The following is a 22,875-nucleotide window of genomic DNA, read 5'->3' on the forward strand; positions in this document are numbered from 1 at the left end:
CACACTTTTTGAGGAAACAATGAATACAGTTTGGATGACCGTGGCCGCTTATCTGCTGGGCTCGATCTCGTTTGCCGTGATTACGAGCAAGTTGTTCGGCATCGCCGATCCCCGCACCTACGGTTCCAAAAACCCCGGCGCCACCAACGTCTTGCGCAGCGGTAACAAGGCGGCGGCCGTCGTCACCCTGATCGGCGACGGCGCCAAGGGCTGGCTGGCGGTCTGGCTGGCGATGCGTTTTGATCAACAGTTGCAGATCGGCGACGCCACCATCGCGTTGGTGGCGATCGCGGTGTTTCTGGGCCACCTGTGGCCGGTGTTCTTCCGCTTTGTCGGCGGCAAGGGCGTGGCGACCGCGCTGGGCGTGCTGCTGGGCCTGAACCCGTGGCTGGGCCTGGCGACCTTCGTGACCTGGCTGGCGGTGGCGTTCGCATTCCGCTACTCGTCGCTGGCGGCGCTGGTGGCGGCGCTGTTCGCGCCGTTCTATTACGGCTTGCTGTTCGGCTTCGATCCGCAACTGGCCGCCGTGTTCATCATGTGCGTGTTGTTGATTTTCCGTCATCGTAACAACATCTCGAACTTGATCGCAGGCAAGGAAAGCCGCATCGGCAGCAAGAGCAAAGACGCCGTCAAGGCCAAAAAATAAAGTCTTCGAGGGCCCGGCGCTTGAATTCGGGACGAGCGCCGCTATATGCTGACTTATCACTTTCAGCAAAGGTCCCCGCATGAGCACTCCCGTCAAAATCGATTTCGTCTCCGACGTTTCCTGCCCGTGGTGCGCGATCGGCCTCAAGTCGCTGGAACAAGCGCTGGACAGCATCGGCGACGAGGCCGACGTCAGCCTGCATTTCCAGCCGTTCGAACTCAATCCCAAAATGGCCCCCGAAGGCCAGAACATCGACGAGCACCTGACCGAGAAATACGGCTCCACCCCGGAGCAGCAGGACCAGGCGCGCAACATGATCCGCGCGCGCGGCGCCGAGGTGGGCTTCGATTTCGCCATGCACAAGCGTAGCCGCATCTACAACACCTTCGACGCCCACCGCCTGCTGCATTGGGCCGAGGGGGAGGGCGAAGGCAAGCAGCGCGCGCTGAAGGAGGCGCTGTTCGCCGCCTACTTCACCTTGGGCGAGGATCCCAGCTCGCACGAGGTGCTGCTGCGCGTGGCCGGCGAGGTGGGCCTGGACACGGCCGTCGCCGCCGAGGTGCTGCAGTCGGACCGCTATGCCGCCGAGGTGCGCGAGCGCGAGCAGTTCTTCCAGCGCCACGGCATCAACTCGGTGCCGGCCGTGATCATCAACGAACGCCATTTGATCTCTGGCGGCCAGCCGGCCGCCGTGTTCGAAAAGGCGCTGCGCGAGATCATGTCACAATCCTAAAAAATATGCGGGTCAACGGCCGGGAGGCCGTCCCTGACTCGTGGTTTTGTTATAAAATTAATTGGCAGCATCCACTTATAATAAAACCACGTCGCTATTCGGGGACCCTATGCTGGCCGCAGACAACGTACACACGCTGACCACCTCCCGCCCGCCAGCCGACCAGTTCCGGTTGGCCGCGCTGCACCGCTACGACATCCTCGACACCCCCGCCTGCGAAGACTTCAGCTTCCTCACCGAGCTGGCCGCGCGCATCTGCAACGTCCCCTACGCCTTCGTGTCGCTGGTCGACGCCGACCGGGTGTGGATCAAATCCTGCGCCGGCATGCATATGGGCGAGCTGCCGCGCGGCGAGAGCTACTGCTCGCTGGCGGTGCTGGGCGAGGCCGCCACCGAGATTCCCGACCTGACCGAGGACTGCCGCACCGCGCGCATGGCGCTGACCGTCAACGCGCCGCACATGCGCATGTACAGCAGCGTGGCGCTGACGTCGTCGGACGGCTTCGCCATAGGCACCTTGTGCGTGATGGACACCAAGCCGGGCGGCCTGGACGCGGAGCAGCGCTCGATCCTGGCGCGGCTGGGGCGCCAGGTGATGGCGCTGATCGAATTGCGGGCCAGCGAACGCACCCTGGGCGACGCCGTGCGCGAGCTCGAGCTGCTGGCCACCACCGACGAGCTGACCGGCCTGCACAACCGCCGCTCGCTGCTGCAGCGGCTGCGCTTCGAGGCGGCGCGCGCCAAGCGCTTCCGCTCGCCGCTGTCGGCGGTGATGATCGATCTGGACCACTTCAAGCGCATCAACGATGAGCACGGCCACTCCGCCGGCGACCAGGTGCTGGCCGGCGTCGGCCGCCTGTTGCGCGAGAGCGTGCGCGTGATCGACATCGCCGGCCGCTACGGCGGCGAGGAACTGTGCGTGATCCTGCCCAACACGCCGCTGGAAGGGGCGTTGAAGTTCGCCGAGACCTTGCGCGTCAAGATCGAGGCGCAGCTGCATTACGCCGGCGCGCGGCCGCTGCCGGTGACGGCCAGCTTCGGCGTGGGCGCGTTCGACCACATGGAAATCGCCGACGCCGAGAGCCTGTTGCGCCAGGCCGACGCCGCGATGTACCGCGCCAAGCACGCCGGCCGCAACCGCGTCGAAGGCGCGGTCCTTGAACGACACTGAAAGGAATTCCCTGATGCCCACCGCCACCTGGAACGGCGCCGTTATCGCGCAAGCGAGCGACGACGAAGTCGAAATCGTCGAGAACAACGTCTATTTCCCGCCATCGGCTGTCAAGTCCGAGTACCTGAAGCCCAGCGACCACACCAGCCGCTGCCCGTGGAAGGGCCTGGCCAGCTATTACACCGTCAGCGTCGACGGCAAGGACAACGAGAACGCCGCCTGGTACTACCCGCAGCCGTCGGAAAAGGCGGCGCAGATCAAGGACCACATCGCGTTCTGGCGCGGCGTGGACGTGCAGCGCTAGCCGGTGGCGTTGTCGGCCAAGCCGTATCTGCAAAGGATCACGGCGCAGTTTGGCGACGATGTCGACTGGGATCGGCATCCGTACAACGTGCCGTCGGTGCGGGAGCTGGAATCGATCAGCTTTCATCCGGATGTGACGTTTTTCATCGGCGAGAACGGCGCCGGCAAATCGACCATGCTTGAATCGATCGCGCTGGCACTGGGGTTCGGCATCGATGGCGGAAGCCGTAACATCAGCCTCAACACCGCGCTGGAGGCGGCGCCTTTGCATCAATCGTTGCGCCTTTCAAAGAGCTTCAAGACGCCGCGCGACCGGTATTTCTTCCGCGCCGAAAGCTTCCACAACGTCGCCACCCGCATGGACGAGATCTTTGGCCGCACATCGGCCAGCTCGGAATCGCTGCACGCGCGCTCGCACGGTGAAGCTTTCATGGCCGTGCTGCTGGAGAAGTTTCGGGGCAATGGCCTATATTTGCTGGACGAACCGGAGGCGGCGCTGTCGCCCAACCGCCAATTGGCGGCGCTGAGCGCCATCCATCAACTGGTGCGGGACGATTCGCAATTCATCATCGCCACGCACTCGCCCATCCTGCTGTCCTATCCGAACGCCAAGATACTGTTGTTCGACGGCAGCGGCATCACCGAAGTGGCTTACGAGGACACCGAGCATTTCGCCATCACGCGCGACTTCCTCAACCACTACCCGCGCCGGTTGCAGCAACTGCTCGATATCGAATAGATACATGGACAATATTACCCACAGCATCATCGGTTTCGGCGTTGGAGAACTGGTACACCGCAGCCTGCCGCGCGAAGCGGACGAGACTTCGCAGCGCGTGCGGCACCGTTTGCTGCTGGTCTCCTGCGCGCTGGCCAGCAATTTTCCCGACCTGGACCTGTTCCTGACCCGCCTGCTGCCCGATCCGCTGGGCTATCTGCTGCACCACCGCGGCCATACGCACACCGCCTTGCTGGCGCTGCCGCAGGCCTTGCTGCTGGCGGCGCTGCTGTGGTTATGCTGGCCGTCGGCGAGGGCGCTGCTCCAGGTCAGCCGCACGGCGCGCTGGGGACTGGCGGCCAGCATCGCCACGGGCTTCGCGCTGCATCTGTTGATGGACTACACCAACTCGTATGGGGTGCATCCGTGGTATCCGTTCAGCGGCCGCTGGTTCTTCGGCGACATGGTGTTCATCGTCGAACCGCTGTTCTGGGTGGCGATCGGCACGCCGATGGCGCTCGTCATGCGCTGGCGCTTCGCGCGCTGGCTCGGGTTTGCCGGCTTGTTCGCGGCGCTGATGTTCTTCGCATCGAAAGGCTATCTGGGCGGGCCGTCGGTGGCCGCGCTGTTGCTGATCGCGCTGGCGTGCGGGGCGGCGCAGTGGCGGGCCGGCGCCACCGGCAGGGCGGGCCTGCTGCTGGCGCTGGGTATCAGTGTCGGCTTTATCGCGGTGCAGGGCGCCGCTTCGCAGCTGGGGCGGCGGCTGATCGTCGCGGCGCTGTACCAGGCCGATTCGTCGTCGCGCGTGCTCGATGTGGTGATGACCGCGTATCCGTCGCAGCCGCTGTGCTGGAGTTATATCAGCGTCGAGAGCCACGAGGCGGCGGGCAGTTATCGCTTGCGGCGCGGGGTGTCGAGCGTCGCGCCGACGTGGCTGGCGCCGCTTTCGTGTCCGGCCGGGCTGGTGGAGTCGCCATCGGCGCGGGCGCTGTCGCCGTCGGTGATGCAGTTCGAGACGACGGAGGGGAGTCTCGCGCAGCTACGTGCGTTGAAGGATAGCAACTGCCAGGTGGACGCCTGGCTGCGCTTCGGCCGCACGCCCTGGTTGGACATGACCAAGGGCGAGTTGTCGGATTATCGCTTCGCGCTGACGCCGCGCGGCAACTTCACCACCTTGCATATCGTGCCGGCGGCGGCCTGTCCGCAGGGCGTGCCCGGCTGGGGCTATCCGCGCCAGGACTTGCTCTCGCCACAGCACTGAACCCATCACTGTTCAATGACTTGCCTTGATGTCCGGCTCACACTATTGGTGCCAATGCACGTTTTAGTGCTTTCCCAGCCGTATCGTGTGGTGTGTTTGAGACAAAAATCTCTAGAATAGGTCGATTAGGACAAACTTTGTCCAATCTTCTTGGCACGACAATTGCATTGCTATTGAGAAAGGAAGAAGATCGAATCTTAAGGAGGACGTTATGAACGCAACTGAAGATAAAGCAAAATCGGATCTGGTCCACGAATCGGCGGCGGACGAACACCGTCTGCGCAGCGAGCGCATCGCCGCACGTGGCGTGTCCCTGGGCAAGGCCAAGGGCAAATACCTGATTCCCCTGGTCGGTCTGGCCGTGCTGGCCTCGATGGCCTTCGCCCAAGGCTAAGGCTCAGGCCTCGTCCTAGACAACCTTGATCTCGTCCAGCGGCCAGCGCGGCCGTACGTTGAACGAATAGTCGCGTTTGGCCGCGTTCGGGTTGATCATCAACCGCATCGCGCCCGCGAAGGCGATCATCGCGCCGTTATCGGTGCAAAACTCCAGTTCCGGGTAGTACACCTTGAACTTCTTCTTGGCGGCGGCTTCGTTCAGCGACGCCCGCAGCTGGGAGTTGGCCCCGACCCCGCCGGCAATCACCAACCGCTTCAACCCCGTGTGCTTGAGCGCCGATACGCATTTGGCCGTCAGCACCTCCACGATCGCGTCGACGAAACCGCGCGCGATGTTGGCCTTGTCCTGCTCGCAGATATTGGCGATGATTTTCTCGTCGTGGTTCTTCACGACCGTCAGCACCGCCGTTTTCAGGCCGGAAAAGCTGAAGTTGAAATCCTTGGTGTGCAGCATCGGGCGCGGCAGCTTGTACGCGGTCGGATCGCCGAACTCGGCTAGCCGCGAGATCGCCGGGCCGCCCGGATATCCCAAGCCCAGCAGCTTGGCCGACTTGTCGAACGCCTCGCCGGCGGCGTCGTCCAGCGTTTCGCCCAGCAGGGTGTACTGGCCGACGCCGTCGACCCGCATCAGTTGCGTGTGGCCGCCCGACACCAGCAGCGCGATGAAGGGAAACTCCGGCGGCTGCGACGCCAGCAGCGGCGACAGCAGGTGGCCTTCCAGGTGGTGCACGCCCAGCACCGGCTTGTCCAGCGCCAGCCCGAGGCTGCACGCGACCGACGAGCCGACCAGCAGCGCGCCGGCCAGGCCGGGGCCTTGGGTATAGGCGATCGCGTCGATGTCGGCCAGCGACTTGCCGGCGCCTTCCAGGGTCTGCGTCAGCAGCGGAATGGCGCGGCGGATGTGGTCGCGCGACGCCAGTTCCGGCACCACGCCGCCGTATTCCTCATGCATCGTCACCTGCGAATACAGGGCGTGGGAAAGCAGGCCGTGCTGCGTGTCGTACAGCGCGAGGCCGGTTTCGTCACAGGAGGATTCGACGCCGAGAACGATCATGAAAGGGCTGCAAGGTGAAAGTGTAATCCGCCATTGTAATGGAAAGCGCGCCCGTTGACCTTGCATCGCTGCACCAGCCGATGCCGGCACCGCACCGGCCGGGTGCGTAGTTTGCCAATAGGACAGGGTTTTACCCGGATTTAACGTATTTGCCCTGTGGCACCAGTTTTGCTTAGAGAGGGAACAGTAAGTTGACAGCCGGAGGGCGCTATGTCGGGACAATGGAAGCTGATTTGCAAAGTGAAGGATGTGCCGCTGAGCGGCGCGCGCCTTGTGCCGCGTGGACTGGCTTGGCAGGAGTTGCCGGGCGTGGCGTTGTACCGCACCGACGAGGAAAGCGTGTTCGCCGTGCTCGAGACGGTCAACGTCGAGCCACGCGAGAGCGCCGCGCGGCGCTATTCCGTCAAGGTCGAGGATTGCAAGGTCTACCTGGACCTGGAGGAGTTGAGCGCCCCGGCCAGCAAGGCCGAGGCGGCGCTGGCGGGATCGTTCGGCGTGGCCACCAGGGTGATGGCCTTCGGCTGACGGCCCCGCGCTACATCACGGGCGCTTCAACAACTGTTGATGCGCCTCGCGCAGCATCTTTTCGGTGGTTTCCCAATCGATGCAGCCGTCGGTCACGGAGCAGCCGTACTTCAGCTGGCTCAAATCGGCCGGGATCTTTTGGTTGCCGCCGACGATGTTCGATTCGATCATCACGCCCACCAGCGACTGGTTGCCTTGCACGACTTGATGGATGACATCGCCCATCACCAGCGGCTGCAGCTCCGGCTTTTTGTAGCTGTTGGCATGCGAACAATCGACCACCAGATTGGCCGGCAGCTTGGCCTTGGCCAGCGCTTGCTCGGCGATCGCGATCGACACCGAATCGTAGTTCGGACGGCCGTCGCCGCCGCGCAACACCACGTGGCCGTAGGCGTTGCCGCGCGTGCGCACGATCGACACATTGCCTTGCGCATTGATACCCAGGAACGAGTGCGGATGCGCCGACGACAGGATGGCGTTGATGGCGATGCTGATGTCGCCGTCGGTGCCGTTCTTGAAACCGACCGGCGTTGACAGGCCCGACGACATCTCGCGGTGCGTCTGCGATTCGGTGGTGCGCGCGCCGATCGCGGTCCAGGCGATCAGGTCGCCCAGGTATTGCGGCGAGATCGGGTCCAGCGCCTCGGTCGCGGTCGGCAGGCCCAGCTCGCAGACGTCCAGCAGGAACTGGCGCGCCTTTTCCATGCCGACGTTGACGCGGAACGAGTCGTCCATGTCCGGATCGTTGATATAGCCCTTCCAGCCCGTGGTGGTGCGCGGCTTTTCGAAATACACGCGCATCACCAGCAACATGGTGTCGGCCACTTCGGCCTGCAGCGCCTTCAGGCGGCGGGCGTAGTCCAGCCCGGCGACCGGGTCGTGGATCGAGCACGGGCCGACCACCACGAACAGGCGCTTGTCCTTGCGGTCGATGATGTTGCGCAGGGCTTCGCGGCCCTTCATGACGGTCTCGGATGCGCTGTCGGTCAGCGGCAGCTTGCCGTGCAGGGCCTCGGGCGACGGCATCGGCGCGAACGAGGTGACGTTGATATTTTCGATGTCTGGGGAAATCATGATTGGACTATATTTCTTTTCTGGGGATGGATAGTGTAGCCGAATTAGTTAATACCGGTTCCGCCAGTAAGGTTTTTTCACATTTCGGCAAAATCGTATAAGCTTGGTGCCATGACGATAACGAACACCGAACCCTTCCTCGCCGCCCGACTCATCAAGGAGATCGGCCGCGGCAAAAACGGCGCCCGCAGCATGACGCGCGACGACGCCCACGACCTCTATCAAGCCATGCTCGACGGACGCGTGTCCGACCTGGAGCTGGGCGGCATTTTGCTGTCCATGCGCATCAAGGGCGAATCGGTGGAGGAGATCGCCGGCTTCCTCGACGCCGCCGAGGGCTCGTTCGCACCGCTGACGGCGCCGCCGGGGCAGTTCGCGCCGGTGTGTATTCCAAGCTACAACGGCGCCCGCAAGATGGCCAACCTGACGCCGCTGCTGGCGATGCTGCTGGCGCGCGAAGGCGTGCCGGTGCTGGTGCACGGCGTGGCGCACGACCTCGGCCGCGTCGCCAGCGCCGAGGTGTTCGAGGCGCTGGGCGTGACGGCGGTGCGGCACCGCGCCGAGGCGGAGGAGGAGATCGCCAAGGGCCACGTCGCCTTCATCACCATCGACGCGCTGGCGCCGAAGCTGGCGTACATGCTGTCGCTGCGGCGCCGGCTGGGCGTGCGCAATTCGACCCACACGCTGGTCAAGATCATGCAGCCGTTCGCCGGGCCGGCGCTGCGGCTGGTGTCCTACACCCACCCCGAATACCTGGAAATGCTGGGCGAATACTTCACCACGTCGGCGCTGCACGAGCGCGGCGACGCCTTCCTGATGCGCGGCACCGAAGGTGAAACGGTGGCCAACGCCAACAAGGCGCAGCAGATCGACTGGTTCCACGGCGGCCTGCGCACGACCCTGGTGCCCAAGCAGACCCAGGTCGGCGAGCTGCCGCTGCTGCCGGAAGACAAGAGCGCGGCGGCCACCGCCGAGTGGATCGCGTCGGTGCTGCGCGGCGACGTGCCGGTGCCGCCGTCGATCGCCGAGCAGGTGGCGCAGTGCCTGCTGGTGTCGCGCACCTTGCAGTCGCGCCAACGGGTCAGCGAGCCGATCGAGTAAGTAGGCGAAGCAGGGGGCGGCCGGCGCGACTCGCGTACAATACCGCCCCTTATCTGATTGGATTCCAAAATGGCAAAGTTTGATGTGGCAGTAATCGGCGCGGGCGCGGCCGGCATGATGTGCGCGGCGACGGCGGCCCAGCGCGGCAAGCGCGTGGTGCTGGTCGACCATGCCACCAAGCTGGCCGAGAAAATCCGCATCTCCGGCGGCGGGCGCTGCAACTTCACCAACATCAACGCCGGGCCGGCCAACTTCCTGTCCGAGAATCCCCACTTCTGCAAGAGCGCCTTGTCGCGCTACACCGCCGCCGACTTCGTCGCGCTGGTCAAGAAGCACCGCATCGGCTACCACGAGAAGCATCGCGGCCAGCTGTTCTGCGACGACTCGGCCGAACAGATCATCGACATGCTCAAGGACGAATGCGCCGCCGGCGACGTCCACTGGTGGATGCCGTGCAAGGTCGAGAGCGTTGAGCGGGGCGGCGAGGGCGGCTTCGCCCTGCAGACCGATAGCGGCACGATCGAAGCCGATAGCGTGGTGATCGCCACCGGCGGCCTGTCGATCCCGAAGATCGGCGCGACCGACTTCGGCTACCGCATCGCCCAGCAGTTCGAACTGCGCATGGTCGAGCCGCGTCCGGCGCTGGTGCCGCTGACCTTCGACCCGCAAGCCTGGGCGCCGTTCGTGGAAATGGCCGGCATCGCGCTGGAAGTCGATGTCGAGACCGGTTCCTTCAAGGGCCGCAACCCGACCGGCGGGCGCTTCCGCGAGGACTTGCTGTTCACGCACCGTGGCCTGTCCGGTCCGGCGATCCTGCAAATTTCCAGCTACTGGACACCGGGCACGCCCATCGTCATCAACCTGATCCCGGAACTGGACCTGGCCGCCACCCTGATCGAAGGCAAGGGCACGATCAAGAAGCAGCTGGGCAATGTGCTGGCGCAGTGGCTGCCAGCGCGTCTGGCCGAAGGCTTGCTGCTGGCGCATGGTTTCGCGCTGGACGCCCGCCTGGCGGACATGCCCGACGCGCAACTGCGCAAGCTGGGTGCCGCCATCAACCAGTGGACCCTGACGCCGAATGGTTCGGAAGGCTACAAAAAGGCCGAAGTGACGCGCGGCGGCGTCGATACCCGCGAACTGTCGCAGCAGAGCATGATGGTCACCAAGGTGCCGGGCCTGTACTTCATCGGCGAGGCGGTGGACGTGACCGGCTGGCTGGGCGGCTACAATTTCCAGTGGGCGTGGGCATCGGGTGTGGCGGCGGGCCAGTCCGTCTGATATACTGGTCGTTCCTGCTGTAGCGGCGCTTGTGCAATCGTTGAAGTTATAGAAAGATTGCCTCAGGTTGTGTCACTGATGCCGCATTGTTTTTGCAGGGAAAACCACACGACGGGCCGTGCATGCGGCCTGTGGGGTTCCATTTTGCTGCAAAAGCTGCTATAGTCTCTTTCTCCCTATAACCTCAAACGGTTTGAATTTTTACATGACCACTATTCGCCTTAAAGAAAACGAGCCGTTCGAAGTCGCAATGCGTCGCTTCAAACGCACCATCGAAAAAACCGGTCTGCTGACCGAACTGCGCGCACGCGAGTTCTACGAAAAGCCAACGGCTGAGCGTAAGCGCAAGCTGGCAGCCGCCGTGAAGCGTCACTACAAGCGCATCCGCAGCCAGCAACTGCCGAAAAAACTGTTCTAATTCTGCTACACGCAGACCCAACCCGGCAGCATGGCGCTTGCGCCGCGGGTTGAGTTTTAGAAGATACCCGCTCCGGTCATCCGCAGCGGGTTTTCGCATTTCTACACCATTAATTTACTGAAAGAAATCGCCATGGGCCTGAGAGAACAAATCACCGAAGACATGAAAAACGCGATGCGCGCCAAGGAAGCGTCGCGCCTGGCCACCATCCGCCTGATCCTGGCCGAGATCAAGCGCAAGGAAGTCGACGAGCGTATCGAGGTCAACGACGAACAGACCGTCGCCATCGTGGAGAAAATGATCAAGCAGCGCAAGGATTCGATCACCCAGTTCGAAGCCGGCGGCCGCCAGGACCTGGCCGACATCGAAAAAGCCGAGCTGGTCGTGCTGACCGCATACATGCCGGCCGGCCTGTCGGACGAGGAAATCGCCGCCGAAGTCACCGCCGCCGTGGCCGCCTCGGGCGCCGCCGGTCCGCAGGACATGGGCAAGGTCATGGCCATCGTCAAGCCGAAGCTGGCCGGCCGCGCCGACATGACCGTCGTGTCGGCACTGGTCAAAAAGGCGTTGTCCCCGGCATAATCAGCGTGTCGCATGTTGGCGCGCTGTCAGCGCCGTTTTTACCTCCGCCGTGCCTTGATTCGCATCAAAACCGGATTGGCGCGGCGGTATAGTCTGAAAAATTACCCGACCGTTCAGCCCTGTGATCCCACAATCCTTTATCTCCGATTTGTTAAACCGCGTCGACATCGTCGACGTTGTCGGACGCTACGTGCAGCTGAAAAAAGGCGGTGCGAACTTCATGGGCCTGTGCCCGTTCCACAGCGAAAAGTCGCCCAGCTTCACGGTCAGCCCGACCAAACAGTTTTACCATTGCTTCGGTTGCGGCGCCCACGGCACCTCGATCGGCTTCCTGATCGAATATTCGGGCATGGGCTTTGTCGACGCCGTCAAAGACCTGGCGCAGAACGTCGGCATGGTCGTGCCTGAGCAAGACGACAAGATTCCGCCGGCGCAACGCGCGCAGATGCAGGCGCAAAGCCTGGCCTTGTCGGACGCGATGACGCAGGCGTGCGACTTTTACCGCGCCCAGCTGCGCGGCGCCACCGACGCCATCGCCTACCTGAAGAATCGCGGGCTGACCGGCGAAATCGCCGCACGCTTCGGCCTGGGCTACGCTCCGGCCGGCTGGGACGGCCTGAAAAGCATCTTCCCCGACTACGAGGCGGTGGCGCTGGCCGAGGCCGGCCTGGTCATCGACAAGGTCGACGAGGATGGCGGCAACCGCAAACGCTACGACCGCTTCCGCGAGCGGATCATGTTTCCCATTAAAAATACCAAGGGCCAGGTCATCGCCTTTGGCGGCCGGGTGCTCGACCACGGTGAACCCAAGTACTTGAATTCTCCCGAAACGCCTTTATTTTCAAAGGGATTCGAACTGTATGGCTTGTTCGAGGCGCGCCAGGCGATCCGCGATGCGGGTTACGTGCTGGTGACGGAAGGCTATATGGATGTGGTGGCGCTGGCGCAGATGGGGTTCCCGCAAGCGGTGGCGACCCTGGGCACGGCTTGCACCACCCATCATGTACAGAAACTGTTGCGTCAGACCGACATGGTGATTTTCAGTTTCGACGGCGACAAGGCCGGCCGCCGCGCCGCACGGCGCGCGCTGGAAGCCTGTCTGCCGCACGTGACGGACAACAAGACCATCAAGTTCCTGTTCCTGCCGACCGAGCACGATCCGGACAGCTACGTCCGCGCGCATGGCAAGGAAGCGTTCGAGCAGGAAATACACGAAGCGATGCCGCTGTCGCAGTTCCTGATCAAGGAAGTGGTCGGCGAGCATGATTTGCAAAGTCCGGAGGGCCGGGCCCGCGCCCAGTTCGACGCCAAGCCCTTGCTGCAGTCGATGACGCCAACGGCGTTGCGCCTGCAGATCGTGCGCGGGCTGGCGCAGTTGACGCAGACCACGCCGTCCGAGATCGAGGTGCTGTTCGAACTGGCCAAGCCGGTCGCGGTGGCCCGCAAGGCGCCGCCCCGCACCGGGCGTCCGGTGCCGGTGGGGCTGGAATTGCAGATCGTGCGGCTGCTGGTGGCGCATCCGCCGTTGTCGCTCGATATCGACGCGGCCGCGTTGAAGGCGTTCGAGTTCTTCGGCGCCGAGCCGGCCGAGCGCCTGGCGCAGCTGGTGGCTGCGGCGCAGGCGATGGGCCCGAACGGTAGTTTTGCGGCGTTCGCGCAACATTTGAAGTCGCAGGGCGACGAGTACGACGGCATCATCGCCGAAGTGGTGCAGGAGTCCGAGTCCGATTTTGATGCAGTGCGGGCGTTCCTGCGCGGCGCGATCCGCCAGGTCAAGAATGACGCGTTGAAGCAGGAATTGAGTCAGTTGTTCGCCGCCGGCCTGTCGTCCGACGAGATTGGCGTGCGTTATCGGGAGTTGACTTCGCAGCAAGACCAGCTGTTGCGCGAAGCCCAGGCGGAGTTGGCGAACCGATAATGTTGCGGTGCGGCGTGGAGGAGTTGCCGGGCGTTTTGGAGTGTCATGTTTCTGTCATGTTTCCGGAGGGGGAACCGGGGCTCTTCCCTCTGGATATTGAAAAGTGGCGTGCTATAATAAAACGCTAAGTGTTGTGTCTTTTGGCATCGTTTTTTGTTCAGAGTGTGTTTGTTTTCAGTAAGTTAGGCTCTTGATCGACATGGAAAGACGCAGTGTCGGCGGCCAGGGCCAGCTTTGGTTTAGTCGGCGAACCTCCAGTGGGACGCTATCAGCGGACTTTCTGTTTGCTGTCTAACCTAGTCATGGTTTCTTGCCCCCACGCACGTGTCCGGATGCAGTAGAATTTTGCCGACAGCGGTGGAGTTCTGTTGACGTCGATCGGTCTGACCGGGTGTAAGTAAGTCGTAGTATTGTCGAACTGGTGTCGGCAAGTTCGAAGACGTAGGTTCCAAACAAATTGAACCGCAAGAAACTTTATCCTAAATAAGCAAGTCGTTGTGTAATCGAAAGCGCCTGTGCCAATCAAGAAACCTGAATCCAAAGCGGCTGCAAAGCCGAGCAAAGTGACCGCCCAATCCGCCAAGACAGCGGACAAGTCGGAAACGCGCGTCGCCAGCGGCAACCCGCCCGCGGTCAGCCAGACCACGGACGCCGCCACCCTCGCGGCCATCGATACCTCGGGCTACGTGCTGCCATCGGTCAAAGTGCCGGGCCGGCGCGGGCGCAAGCCGAAAGAATTCCAGCCAGAAAATGACGAAGTCGCCGCGCTGAACGCGGTCGAACGCGCCGAACTGAAGGCGGTGGACAAGGCCAAGGCCAAGGACCGCAAGGCCAAGGAAAAGGCGCTGCTCAAGGATGCTTTCTCGTCGGACACCGAAGCGACCGAGGAAGAGCTCGAACGCCGCCGCCAGAAGCTCAAGACCCTGATCAAGTTCGGCAAGGAACGCGGCTTCCTCACGTACGCCGAGATCAACGACCACCTGCCGGAGAACATCGTCGATCCGGAAGCGATCGAGGGCATCATCGGCACCTTCAACGACATGGGCATCGCCGTCTACGAGCACGCGCCGGACGCCGAGACCCTGCTGCTGTCGGACAACGTGGCCACCGTCACCAGCGACGACGAGGCCGAAGCCGCCGCCGAGGCCGCGCTGTCGACCGTCGATTCCGACTTCGGCCGCACCACCGACCCGGTCCGCATGTATATGCGCGAGATGGGGTCGGTCGAGCTGCTGACGCGCGAGGGCGAAATCGAAATCGCCAAGCGCATCGAAGACGGCCTCAAGGACATGATCCAGGCCATCTCCGCCTGCCCGGTGACGATCGCCGAGATCATCGCCGCCTCCGACCGCATCCGCGCCGACGAGATCAAGATCGACGAGATCGTCGACGGCCTGGTCGATGACAGCGACGAGGTCGCCGCCGCGCCGGTCGTGGCCGCGCCGGCCGAGGAGGACGACGAGGAAGAGGAAGAGGAAGAAGAGGAAGAAGAGGAAGAGGAAGAAGCGAGCGCCTCCGGCGCCGCCGGTTTCTCGGCCGAACAGCTCGAAGCGTTGAAGAACGCCGCGCTCGACAAGTTCGACGTCATCTCCACCCAATTCGACAAGATGCGCCGCGCCTTCGAGAAGGAAGGCTACAACTCCAAGGCCTACATCAAGGCCCAGGAAGCGATCTCGTTCGAGCTGCTGGGCATTCGCTTCACCGCCAAGGTCGTCGAAAAACTGTGCGACACCTTGCGCGGCCAGGTCGACGAAGTGCGCCACATCGAAAAGCAGATCCTCGACGTCGCCGTCAACAAGTGCGGCATGCCGCGCGCCCACTTCATCAAGGTCTTCCCGGGCAATGAAACCAATCTGGACTGGGTCGACGGCGAAGTCAACGCCGGCCACGCCTACAGCGCCATCCTCGGCCGCAACATTCCGACGATTAAGGAACTGCAACAGCGCCTGATCGACCTGCAAGCGCGCGTCGTGCTGCCGCTGCCGGACCTGCGCAACATCAACCGTCAGATGGCGGCCGGTGAAATGAAGGCGCGCAAGGCCAAGCGCGAAATGACCGAGGCCAACTTGCGCCTGGTGATCTCGATCGCCAAGAAGTACACCAATCGCGGCTTGCAATTCCTCGACCTGATCCAGGAAGGCAATATCGGTCTGATGAAGGCGGTCGACAAGTTCGAATACCGCCGCGGCTACAAGTTCTCGACCTATGCGACGTGGTGGATCCGTCAGGCCATCACGCGCTCGATCGCCGACCAGGCGCGCACCATCCGTATTCCGGTGCACATGATCGAGACCATCAACAAGATGAACCGGATTTCCCGCCAGATTCTGCAGGAAACCGGCGCCGAGCCCGATCCGGCGACGTTGGCCATCAAGATGGAGATGCCGGAGGACAAGATCCGCAAGATCATGAAGATCGCCAAGGAACCGATTTCGATGGAGACGCCGATCGGCGACGACGACGATTCGCATCTGGGCGACTTCATCGAGGACAACAACACGCTGGCGCCGTCCGACGCGGCGCTGCACGCCTCGATGCGCGGCGTGGTCAAGGATGTGCTCGACTCGCTGACGCCGCGCGAAGCCAAGGTGCTGCGCATGCGTTTCGGCATCGAAATGTCGACTGACCACACGCTGGAGGAGGTCGGCAAGCAGTTCGACGTCACCCGCGAGCGCATCCGTCAGATCGAAGCCAAGGCCCTGCGCAAGCTGCGTCATCCTAGCCGTTCCGATAAGCTGAAAAGCTTCTTAGAAGGCAACTAAGGCTTGACTAGCGCCGGTGCTAGCCCTTATGCTCGCGAGTTCGTTTTAAAAGCGAGCGCGTGTCGGAGGGGCTAGCCGGTTCCCAGCGCATCTGCAACACCCTGGGCCTCTAGCTCATGCTTGGTTAGAGCAGCGGACTCATAATCCGTTGGTGCCGTGTTCGACTCACGGGAGGCCCACCAATAACAAGGACTTAGGTGAAAATCTAAGTCCTTTTTTCTTGGCTCAAGTCTCCATGTGGGCGCTGTGTAGGTTTCTCCTATAACTCTGCTTTCCTTACGTCCAAGGCTGCCAAATGTTTCCTATCCTAATTGTGCCACTTGACGCGGCTGAGTTATCCGAGCAAATGGGCACAAAGTTCAAGTTCTGGTACTTGGACGCTCAACGGCGCCGTACCCTTTTCAAAGAAGGGCGTCCAGGGACCGGCGAAAATTGGGCAGAAAAAATTTCCGCTGAGTTGGCCGAACTGTTGGGTATTCCGCATGCTCACTATGACCTAGCAGAATGGAATGGCCGCAATGGCATTATCTCTCCCTCTCTCGTTATGAGAGGCGACCGCTTAATTCACGGGAATGAGTTGATTGAAGGCAAGGTAACGGTTGCGCGCGGCGACGAGAATTTGCGATACTACGAACAGCGAAGCCACATCGCTAGTCGCGCATTTCAGTTGCTAAAAAAGCATGCTGACATTATTGCGCCACCACAGACGTATTCGCCCGTGAATGGCGTAGACTCGGCCTTAGGTGTGTTTGTGGGATACCTTCTTTTTGACGCTTGGATCGCAAACCAAGACCGGCATTCTGAAAACTGGGGCGTGGTGAGCAGTGGAGGGCGACTCTTCCTCTCCGCTTCCTATGACCACGGTTCAGGCTTAGCACGGAACGAAACTGATGAGCGGCGCAAGGTGATGCTCAGTACCAAGGATAAAGGGGCCTCGCTAGAAGCCTATGCGGCGAGAGCTCGCTCCGCGTTCTACCCGCACGCTGCGGGGGATGCTAAGGTTAAAGCATATCGGACTCACGACCTTTTTCAACTTGCTCATAAAGAGGATGCTCACGCGGGTGATGTTTGGATAGAGCGTTTGGTAAGTATTGGCGATGACCAGATAGCTGACATAATAAACCGGGTTCCCGGCCAGTTAATGACTGATGTGGCGCGGGAATTTACAGCAAAATTGCTGAGGGTAAATATCAATAGGTTAATTGTTAGGTAGAATCATGAGCACTCTTTTTGTCGCGTGGCAGCAACCTGATTCCAAGGAGTGGATTCCGGTAGCAAAGCTAGAGCATAACGGCGGTACGTATGCATTTTCCTATACGCAGGGTATTTTCCGCGCCAAGGACTTCCGTCAATTTAGCGGTATGCAAAGTGTTGAGGCAGTTTATGAGTCTCCTCGCCTATTTCCGTTGTTTGCAAATAGATTGATTAGTAAGTCGCGGCCTGAGTTCAAGGATTATTTAAGATGGCTGGGCTTGTCCGATATGGATGAGGATCCGATGGCTATTCTTGCTCTTACGGGAGGCATTAGAGGAACTGATTCAATTGAATTATTCCAGCCACCTGCGGTATCGAAACAGGGCCAATATTATTTGGAATTCTTCGCTCGGAGCTTATCGCACCTGCCTTTGCCAGCAGTAGAGCGTATCGGCATGTTGGAGAAGGGGGAGCGTATTTATCTCATGAGGGACCCCCAGAATGAGTTTGATGAGCAGGCGGTCGCCATGCGAACCGGAACGCCGTCTTGGTTTTTAGGATATTGCCCGAAGTATTACGCGCAAGACTTGGGCACGCTTCTAGGTAACCCGGAATGCGACCTTCAGGTAACCGTGAAGTGCGTGAACTTAGATGCGCCTTCAAATATGCGGTTGCTATGCTCTGTTACCGCGAAGGTTCCTAGAGTTTTTACGCCGCTAAGCAAGGAGCGTGATTTTCTCCCCGTAGATGGAATTCCTCAGGAATGGAAAAGCCTTACGACCACTTTGGACGGAATTTTTCTGGGCTAAGTGCGAAGAAAAGTTTCATGATGCCGGGAGCATCGGCGCGCAGTATTGCGTAGTTGCGCGCCAGAGCGCTAACGCTTTTGCCGGCGGCACATTCGGCGATATATTGGTGCGCTGCTCGCGATGGCCTGTGCTGAACTTTCTGCTAATCTGAATCGATATGTTTGTACAGATTTAAAAGATGTGTTTCGCTAGGTAGAAGTATTCTTAGTCAAGCCCTGCTAGTGTGGGAATCAATAGACAACAAGCAGAGCTCTCTCAGTTCAACAGCGAAGAACCTCACCGTATCGCTTTATACCGGACAGATATATATGCCAATCTATCGAAAGTAAAAGCCGTGCAGCTGACCCGACGGCCGTTCACATTACGGCCACATGCCACCCTAGGCACCTGGACCACTGATGACACTCACTTCTATCTCGGCGCAAAGTCGCACCTAGCGGAGCTGGTAGACATCGCCGCCAGGGTGAAAGCAGAATGGCCGGTGGAAGCAATAGGCGAGGTTATCAATGGTGGCGATTACCCGGCGCTCGTTAACTTGACGAAAAAGCACGATTTGTTATCCGCGACTGTCAAGATATTCGCGGCCATGGCAGTTGAGGCGTTCTTAAATTTTTACGGCGTTGTTCGGCTCGGCCGAAGTGCCTTTGACGGCCGCTTTGAAGTGCCTAGTGACGAGTATTTTGTGGACCCTGTAGCTTGAGTGCAGGATAACGTTAAGGATGTCATGTTCGAGAATTTTGATTTTACGCTGCTTGATGATCCTGACTTCAAAGAGGACTCGGTACGCGAAGAACTGGTTGTGCCGCTGCTTCGTGCGCTGGGCTATAGTGCTGGAGGCCCGGCGAAAATCGTTCGGAGTAAGGGGTTGCCCCATCCCTTTGTATACATTGGTTCGAAGCGGTTTGACGTTAAAATCATTCCAGATTACCTTCTACATGCGTCGGCCGATCACCGCTGGATTCTAGACGCAAAGGCACCTGGCGAAAATATTTTAAAAGGGCGGAACCCTGAGCAGGCTTTTAGCTACGCAATCCACCCTGAAGTTCGGGCATCTAGATACGCACTCTGCAACGGCCGGCAGCTCAGCATCTTCGACGTAAGCAGAATTGAGCCACTGCTTGTGTTGGAATTGATTGACTTGGAGCGTAAGTTTGTGGAGGTCGAGCAGCTACTAAGTCCCAGAGCATTTACCAAGCCTCATGTGTTTCGCTTCAAGCCCGACATGGGCCTATACATGTGGAAGATGGGATATAGGTCTGAGCAGGTCCTTTCGTTTCTTCCGATGGGTGTTCCATTGATTGCGAAAGTCGAAGATGGCCTTTATACGATCTGCGTAAGCGTGCTTATGGATGAGACATGGCTTGCTGCAACGTTGGACTTCGACGAGGCTCGTCTCAATGAATTGTATGCGGCACTTCCTCCGTCTCAGGCTGCGGAAGTACGAGAAGCTTTGAGGCGACAGCCTTTTCACATAAGGTACGAAGCCGGCGCGCCGGCGGTCAACATGGATATTCGCTTGGGCGATGGAACTTACTCGAATGACGACGAGGACTATTGCCCATTTGTTGTCGAGAAATTCTACTAACGAATAAGCTGCTGGAATTTTGCCGGAACCATCATGTTGATACGAGTCATCCCAGGTGTTCTCTGGTGATGAGATTTCCTGTAAAGTCCAGGCACTACAGGTGATCTGTGGTTAGCTTGGTTTGACTCATAATCCGTTGGTGCCGTGTTCGACTCACGGGAGGCCACCAAATTCGGTAGTGACACAATGCAGGGACACAAAGGGTTGGCGATCGCGCTAACCCTTTTTTATTTGTGGCTTTGAAACCCCTTTCCATCAGCTGCTTCGACATCGGTTGAGACTTCCATAGCAATGCTATGATACGATTGTTCTATTCGTGATGCTATTCATTATGGCATTCAAAAAGCGGTTCGCTACTATGGGAATCTGCTAAATATTCCTATTCACTACCGTCCTATATTGTGGCTAAAGCAGACAACCTGGCCAAGCTGCTCAGTCTCCTGCAGCGGGGGCCCAGTAAAACGGCCGTCATCCTGAAAGAATTGGATGTCAGTCAGCCGACCTTCTCCCGTCTATGGGCGGCCGTCCGAGACGGTGTCGCACTTGGCGCGAGTAAGGCACGACTGTATGGATTGCGGCGCTTCGTCCAGGGAGTCCATGCCCCTATCCCCGTATTTCGTGTTTCCGAAGAGGGGCGGCCTGAGCCCATAGGATATCTCGATGTTCTTCAAGGTGAGTTCTACGCCATGATGCCGCTTGAGGGGACAAGCTACGACGTGTACCAAGGCTTGCCGTTTTTTGTGCGCGATCTCCGTCCCCAAGGGTTTTTGGGCCGTATGGAGCCCGGAAGGCACAGGGATCTGGATCTGCCTGCGGATATTTTGCATTGGACCGATGAGCAAGTTCTCAAGTACGTCTCAAGGCGTAGCGAGAACGCCGTTGGTGACCTCATTCTCGGGAACGAATCGTATGCGCGGTATATCGAGTCATCCGCAGTCGAAGAACGTTCCGTCATATCGGATGAAGAGCGCGCCCAACGCTATCCAGGGATGGCCGAAGAGTCCATGCAAGGGGAGGCCCCAGGGTCGTCAGCCGGCGGCGAGCAGCCTAAATTTACTGCGGTGATTCGACGCGACGCTAATGGCGGGTTGATCGAACATGTCATCGTCAAATTCTCTCCGCCGCTCGATATGCCTTCCGGGCGACGTTGGGGAGATTTACTTGTATGTGAACATCTCGCCTTACAAGTTCTCGCCCGCAATGGTATCGCCGCAGCCAAAACCTCGATCCTGGAATTTAAAGAGCGCGTTTTCCTGGAGGTTGTCCGATTCGACCGAGTGGGATTAAAAGGGCGGCGTCCGATGGCTACCTTTTCCGCATTGGACGGCGACCTCGGGATGATGGATCAAAGTTGGACCGCCGTCGCGCGGGAGCTTGGCCGTCTTGGCGAACTGGCCGAGAAAGACATCGTGACGGTCGAGATCCTCGACCTTTTCGGCGCGCTCATCGGCAACACCGATAAGCATCATGGAAACATCGCCGTCGCCTGGACGTTCGAGCGAAAACATCGTCTGCTTGATGCCTATGACATGCTGCCAATGCTCTACCGTCCCAATGCCCACGGCGAGATTGTGGCGCGCGAGTGGACGGCAAACTACCTGGGCCGGTTGGAATTGCGGCATCTATCCAAGTGCCTCGACATGGCGATTCAATTTTGGCGCGACGTACTGAACGATTCCCGAATATCGGATGACTTTAAAGGGATCGCGGAGCGTCACATGACTGCGTTGCGGCCATTGGTACCCGATTGACAAGGTATCAGGCAGCGGGGATCATGGGCGGATGGAAAAGCGCATTGAGAAACTTGAAACCGAGCTTGCCGCGATAAAGTTGGACCTTGGAATCCTAAAGGCCACTTCCGCGACCAAGTCGGACCTCGCCGAGGCCAAGACAACCATTATTTTATGGGTTGTCACCGCCATCATACTTGCGCAGATACTGCCTGGCCTGCTGAAGAAGTTTGGACTTATGTAGGAGTCGGCCCGCTCCAGCGCGCTTTTTTACGTATCACCATCTAGCAGCCGAGTGCCGCCCCTTAGCGTGCCGGCATGATTTCTTTCCTGAACCAGTCATCGAGCATTTGTTTGTCGTGCCCGTACAGATCCTGGTTATAGCTGCGCGAACCCATCAGGTAGTTCGGATCGGACAACTCGCGGTCGCCGCTGCGCAGCACTTTGCCGTCCTGCTCGATGCTGTAGCGCAGATGCATCCTGGGCCAGTCCGCCTGGCCTTTCATCACGCGGATATCGCGCACCGGTACCCTCGGGAACACATCGCCGGCCAGGTCGATATCGATAAATTCGACCTTCAATTCCTGTCCCGCCGGCAGCTGGGACGCCAGCAGATTCAGGTGCTCACGGAAAATCATTTCCATCGATTCGCGGTCGGAAGAAAAGCGCGGCACATCCGTCATCTTTTCCGGATTGATGTAAGTGACCGTCGCCGCAGCCGAGGCGCTGGCGCAGGACAGCAGAAACGCGGCGACCGTTCCGACATTACGGATGAACTTACTCATGAATGACCTATCCTTTTGCGACGACCTGATTCTGTGAACTATAAATATACGCTCATTCCGACGGCAGTTCATCCAGCGTATATTTCGCTGGGCATCTAGTTGCATACATGGCAAAATTACCGCCGCAAGCGCACTCCACAAAAAGGATAACCGATGAATTTCCCTTCACTGTCGCAACTCGCGCCGCACGGCACCACATTGATGGCGTTGACCATCGCCGCCGTGTTGTTGACGCCGGGTCCCACCAACACGCTGCTGTTCCTGGCGGGCAGCCGCGATGGCTTCCGCCGGTCGCTGCGGTTGATCGCTGCGGAGTGGGGCGGGTACATGATCGCGATCAGCGTCTGGTGCGCATTCCTGGCGCTGGCCGCCGCCATCGCGCCTTGGGCGCCCACCGTGGCGCGGGCTTGCGCGGCGACCTACATCGCTTACTCGGCCATCAAATTGTGGCGCACCGCGCCCCAGGCCGGCGCCGCCGGCAGCGCGGCCATCGGTCCGCGCGAGCTGTTCTTCGTGACCTTGCTGAATCCGAAGGCGTTCTTCTTCGCCACCGTGGTGTTTCCTCCGCTGGCCGATGGCGCCGCCGCGCTGTCGCAGGCTTACTTGCTGTTCAGTAGCCTGTTGCTGCCGATCGCCGCGCTGTGGATCGCGATGGGTTCGGCCGTGCTGGCCTACCCGAGCGCGACGCCGCGCCAACCGCTGGTGCATCGCATCGCGGCCGGCGTGCTGCTGGCGTTCTCGGGGTCGATGTTCGTTTCGTTGCTGGCATCCGCTCGCTGAGAACCACGCCGGACAGGCCGGAATTTTTCCGCTCCCATCCAATCGCGCGCGT

The 22,875-nt window shown here is 60.2% G+C and carries 24 protein-coding genes and 1 tRNA gene; 22 read left to right on the forward strand and 3 right to left on the reverse strand.

Going from position 1 to position 22,875, the window contains the following annotated elements:
* The first annotated feature begins 19 nt into the window (after positions 1 to 19).
* From plsY to MRBLMU1_RS05660, 7 genes are all read left to right on the forward strand, one after another.
* A complete protein-coding gene (gene plsY, locus MRBLMU1_RS05630) occupies positions 20 to 646 on the forward strand; it encodes a glycerol-3-phosphate 1-O-acyltransferase PlsY (protein ID WP_363498263.1) in 627 nt (208 codons plus the stop codon).
* 79 nt (positions 647 to 725) lie between these two features.
* The gene (locus MRBLMU1_RS05635; RefSeq protein WP_363498266.1) at positions 726 to 1,379 is read left to right on the forward strand and encodes a DsbA family oxidoreductase; all 654 of its coding nucleotides are present in this window, start codon (positions 726 to 728) and stop codon (positions 1,377 to 1,379) included.
* Positions 1,380 to 1,488: 109 nt separating this feature from the next.
* The gene (locus MRBLMU1_RS05640; protein WP_363498269.1) at positions 1,489 to 2,550 is read left to right on the forward strand and encodes a sensor domain-containing diguanylate cyclase; all 1,062 of its coding nucleotides are present in this window, start codon (positions 1,489 to 1,491) and stop codon (positions 2,548 to 2,550) included.
* 13 nt (positions 2,551 to 2,563) lie between these two features.
* Entirely contained in the window at positions 2,564 to 2,854 is a 291-nt protein-coding gene (locus MRBLMU1_RS05645) for a DUF427 domain-containing protein (RefSeq protein ID WP_363498272.1), read from the forward strand.
* A 3-nt stretch (positions 2,855 to 2,857) separates the two neighbouring features.
* Positions 2,858 to 3,592 carry an AAA family ATPase gene (locus MRBLMU1_RS05650; protein WP_363498275.1) on the forward strand — a complete coding sequence of 245 codons (735 nt, stop codon included), beginning with the start codon at positions 2,858 to 2,860 and terminating at the stop codon, positions 3,590 to 3,592.
* A 4-nt stretch (positions 3,593 to 3,596) separates the two neighbouring features.
* Positions 3,597 to 4,832, forward strand: a complete 1,236-nt coding sequence (locus tag MRBLMU1_RS05655; protein WP_363498278.1) for a metal-dependent hydrolase — start codon at positions 3,597 to 3,599, stop codon at positions 4,830 to 4,832.
* Positions 4,833 to 5,043: 211 nt separating this feature from the next.
* The gene (locus tag MRBLMU1_RS05660) at positions 5,044 to 5,226 is read left to right on the forward strand and encodes a hypothetical protein (RefSeq protein WP_363498280.1); all 183 of its coding nucleotides are present in this window, start codon (positions 5,044 to 5,046) and stop codon (positions 5,224 to 5,226) included.
* A gap of 15 nt (positions 5,227 to 5,241) precedes the next feature.
* Here MRBLMU1_RS05660 and tsaD read toward each other — a convergent pair whose 3' ends face one another.
* Positions 5,242 to 6,282 carry a tRNA (adenosine(37)-N6)-threonylcarbamoyltransferase complex transferase subunit TsaD gene (tsaD, locus tag MRBLMU1_RS05665; RefSeq protein WP_363498283.1) on the reverse strand — a complete coding sequence of 347 codons (1,041 nt, stop codon included), beginning with the start codon at positions 6,280 to 6,282 and terminating at the stop codon, positions 5,242 to 5,244.
* Positions 6,283 to 6,492: 210 nt separating this feature from the next.
* On the opposite strand from tsaD, the gene MRBLMU1_RS05670 reads away from it, so the two are divergent.
* Positions 6,493 to 6,807, forward strand: coding sequence for a hypothetical protein (locus tag MRBLMU1_RS05670; RefSeq protein WP_363498286.1), 315 nt, complete (start codon positions 6,493 to 6,495; stop codon positions 6,805 to 6,807).
* Positions 6,808 to 6,822: 15 nt separating this feature from the next.
* Here the strand turns inward: MRBLMU1_RS05670 and MRBLMU1_RS05675 are convergent, their stop codons facing one another.
* Entirely contained in the window at positions 6,823 to 7,881 is a 1,059-nt protein-coding gene (locus tag MRBLMU1_RS05675; RefSeq protein ID WP_363498289.1) for a 3-deoxy-7-phosphoheptulonate synthase, read from the reverse strand.
* Between the two features lie 111 nt (positions 7,882 to 7,992).
* On the opposite strand from MRBLMU1_RS05675, the gene ybiB reads away from it, so the two are divergent.
* The 13 genes from ybiB (at position 7,993) to MRBLMU1_RS05740 (ending at position 21,502) form a co-directional block, all read left to right on the forward strand.
* The gene (gene ybiB, locus MRBLMU1_RS05680; protein WP_363498292.1) at positions 7,993 to 8,982 is read left to right on the forward strand and encodes a DNA-binding protein YbiB; all 990 of its coding nucleotides are present in this window, start codon (positions 7,993 to 7,995) and stop codon (positions 8,980 to 8,982) included.
* A gap of 69 nt (positions 8,983 to 9,051) precedes the next feature.
* Positions 9,052 to 10,260 (forward strand): NAD(P)/FAD-dependent oxidoreductase, encoded by a 1,209-nt coding sequence (locus tag MRBLMU1_RS05685; protein WP_363498295.1) that lies wholly within the window; start codon positions 9,052 to 9,054, stop codon positions 10,258 to 10,260.
* Positions 10,261 to 10,465: 205 nt separating this feature from the next.
* On the forward strand, positions 10,466 to 10,678 hold the full coding sequence (gene rpsU, locus MRBLMU1_RS05690) for a 30S ribosomal protein S21 (RefSeq protein WP_008451879.1): 213 nt from the start codon (positions 10,466 to 10,468) through the stop codon (positions 10,676 to 10,678).
* A gap of 132 nt (positions 10,679 to 10,810) precedes the next feature.
* A complete protein-coding gene (locus MRBLMU1_RS05695; RefSeq protein WP_363498303.1) occupies positions 10,811 to 11,260 on the forward strand; it encodes a GatB/YqeY domain-containing protein in 450 nt (149 codons plus the stop codon).
* Positions 11,261 to 11,381: 121 nt separating this feature from the next.
* Complete coding sequence (gene dnaG, locus MRBLMU1_RS05700) at positions 11,382 to 13,178, forward strand: DNA primase (protein ID WP_363498305.1); 1,797 nt, start codon at positions 11,382 to 11,384, stop codon at positions 13,176 to 13,178.
* A 515-nt stretch (positions 13,179 to 13,693) separates the two neighbouring features.
* Entirely contained in the window at positions 13,694 to 15,940 is a 2,247-nt protein-coding gene (gene rpoD, locus MRBLMU1_RS05705) for an RNA polymerase sigma factor RpoD (RefSeq protein ID WP_414646027.1), read from the forward strand.
* Positions 15,941 to 16,043: 103 nt separating this feature from the next.
* Positions 16,044 to 16,122 (forward strand) — tRNA-Ile (locus MRBLMU1_RS05710).
* Positions 16,123 to 16,235: 113 nt separating this feature from the next.
* The gene (locus tag MRBLMU1_RS05715; protein ID WP_363498309.1) at positions 16,236 to 17,153 is read left to right on the forward strand and encodes a hypothetical protein; all 918 of its coding nucleotides are present in this window, start codon (positions 16,236 to 16,238) and stop codon (positions 17,151 to 17,153) included.
* A 4-nt stretch (positions 17,154 to 17,157) separates the two neighbouring features.
* Positions 17,158 to 17,943: an HIRAN domain-containing protein gene (locus tag MRBLMU1_RS05720; RefSeq protein ID WP_363498311.1), complete on the forward strand. Its 786-nt coding sequence runs from the start codon at positions 17,158 to 17,160 to the stop codon at positions 17,941 to 17,943.
* A gap of 223 nt (positions 17,944 to 18,166) precedes the next feature.
* Positions 18,167 to 18,643: a hypothetical protein gene (locus MRBLMU1_RS05725; protein WP_363498314.1), complete on the forward strand. Its 477-nt coding sequence runs from the start codon at positions 18,167 to 18,169 to the stop codon at positions 18,641 to 18,643.
* Positions 18,644 to 18,667: 24 nt separating this feature from the next.
* A complete protein-coding gene (locus MRBLMU1_RS05730; RefSeq protein ID WP_363498316.1) occupies positions 18,668 to 19,528 on the forward strand; it encodes a hypothetical protein in 861 nt (286 codons plus the stop codon).
* Between the two features lie 401 nt (positions 19,529 to 19,929).
* Complete coding sequence (gene yjjJ, locus MRBLMU1_RS05735; protein ID WP_363498319.1) at positions 19,930 to 21,279, forward strand: type II toxin-antitoxin system HipA family toxin YjjJ; 1,350 nt, start codon at positions 19,930 to 19,932, stop codon at positions 21,277 to 21,279.
* Positions 21,280 to 21,310: 31 nt separating this feature from the next.
* Positions 21,311 to 21,502 (forward strand): hypothetical protein, encoded by a 192-nt coding sequence (locus tag MRBLMU1_RS05740; RefSeq protein WP_363498322.1) that lies wholly within the window; start codon positions 21,311 to 21,313, stop codon positions 21,500 to 21,502.
* Positions 21,503 to 21,563: 61 nt separating this feature from the next.
* On the opposite strand, the gene MRBLMU1_RS05745 is transcribed toward MRBLMU1_RS05740, so the two are convergent.
* A complete protein-coding gene (locus tag MRBLMU1_RS05745) occupies positions 21,564 to 22,043 on the reverse strand; it encodes a DUF3016 domain-containing protein (RefSeq protein WP_363498325.1) in 480 nt (159 codons plus the stop codon).
* Between the two features lie 153 nt (positions 22,044 to 22,196).
* Between MRBLMU1_RS05745 and MRBLMU1_RS05750 the strand changes: the two genes are divergently transcribed.
* Entirely contained in the window at positions 22,197 to 22,823 is a 627-nt protein-coding gene (locus MRBLMU1_RS05750) for a LysE family translocator (protein WP_363498328.1), read from the forward strand.
* Positions 22,824 to 22,875: the final 52 nt, after the last annotated feature.

It is taken from the genome of Burkholderia sp. LMU1-1-1.1 (genome assembly GCF_040675865.1).
Classification (GTDB): Bacteria; Pseudomonadota; Gammaproteobacteria; order Burkholderiales; family Burkholderiaceae_D; genus Rugamonas.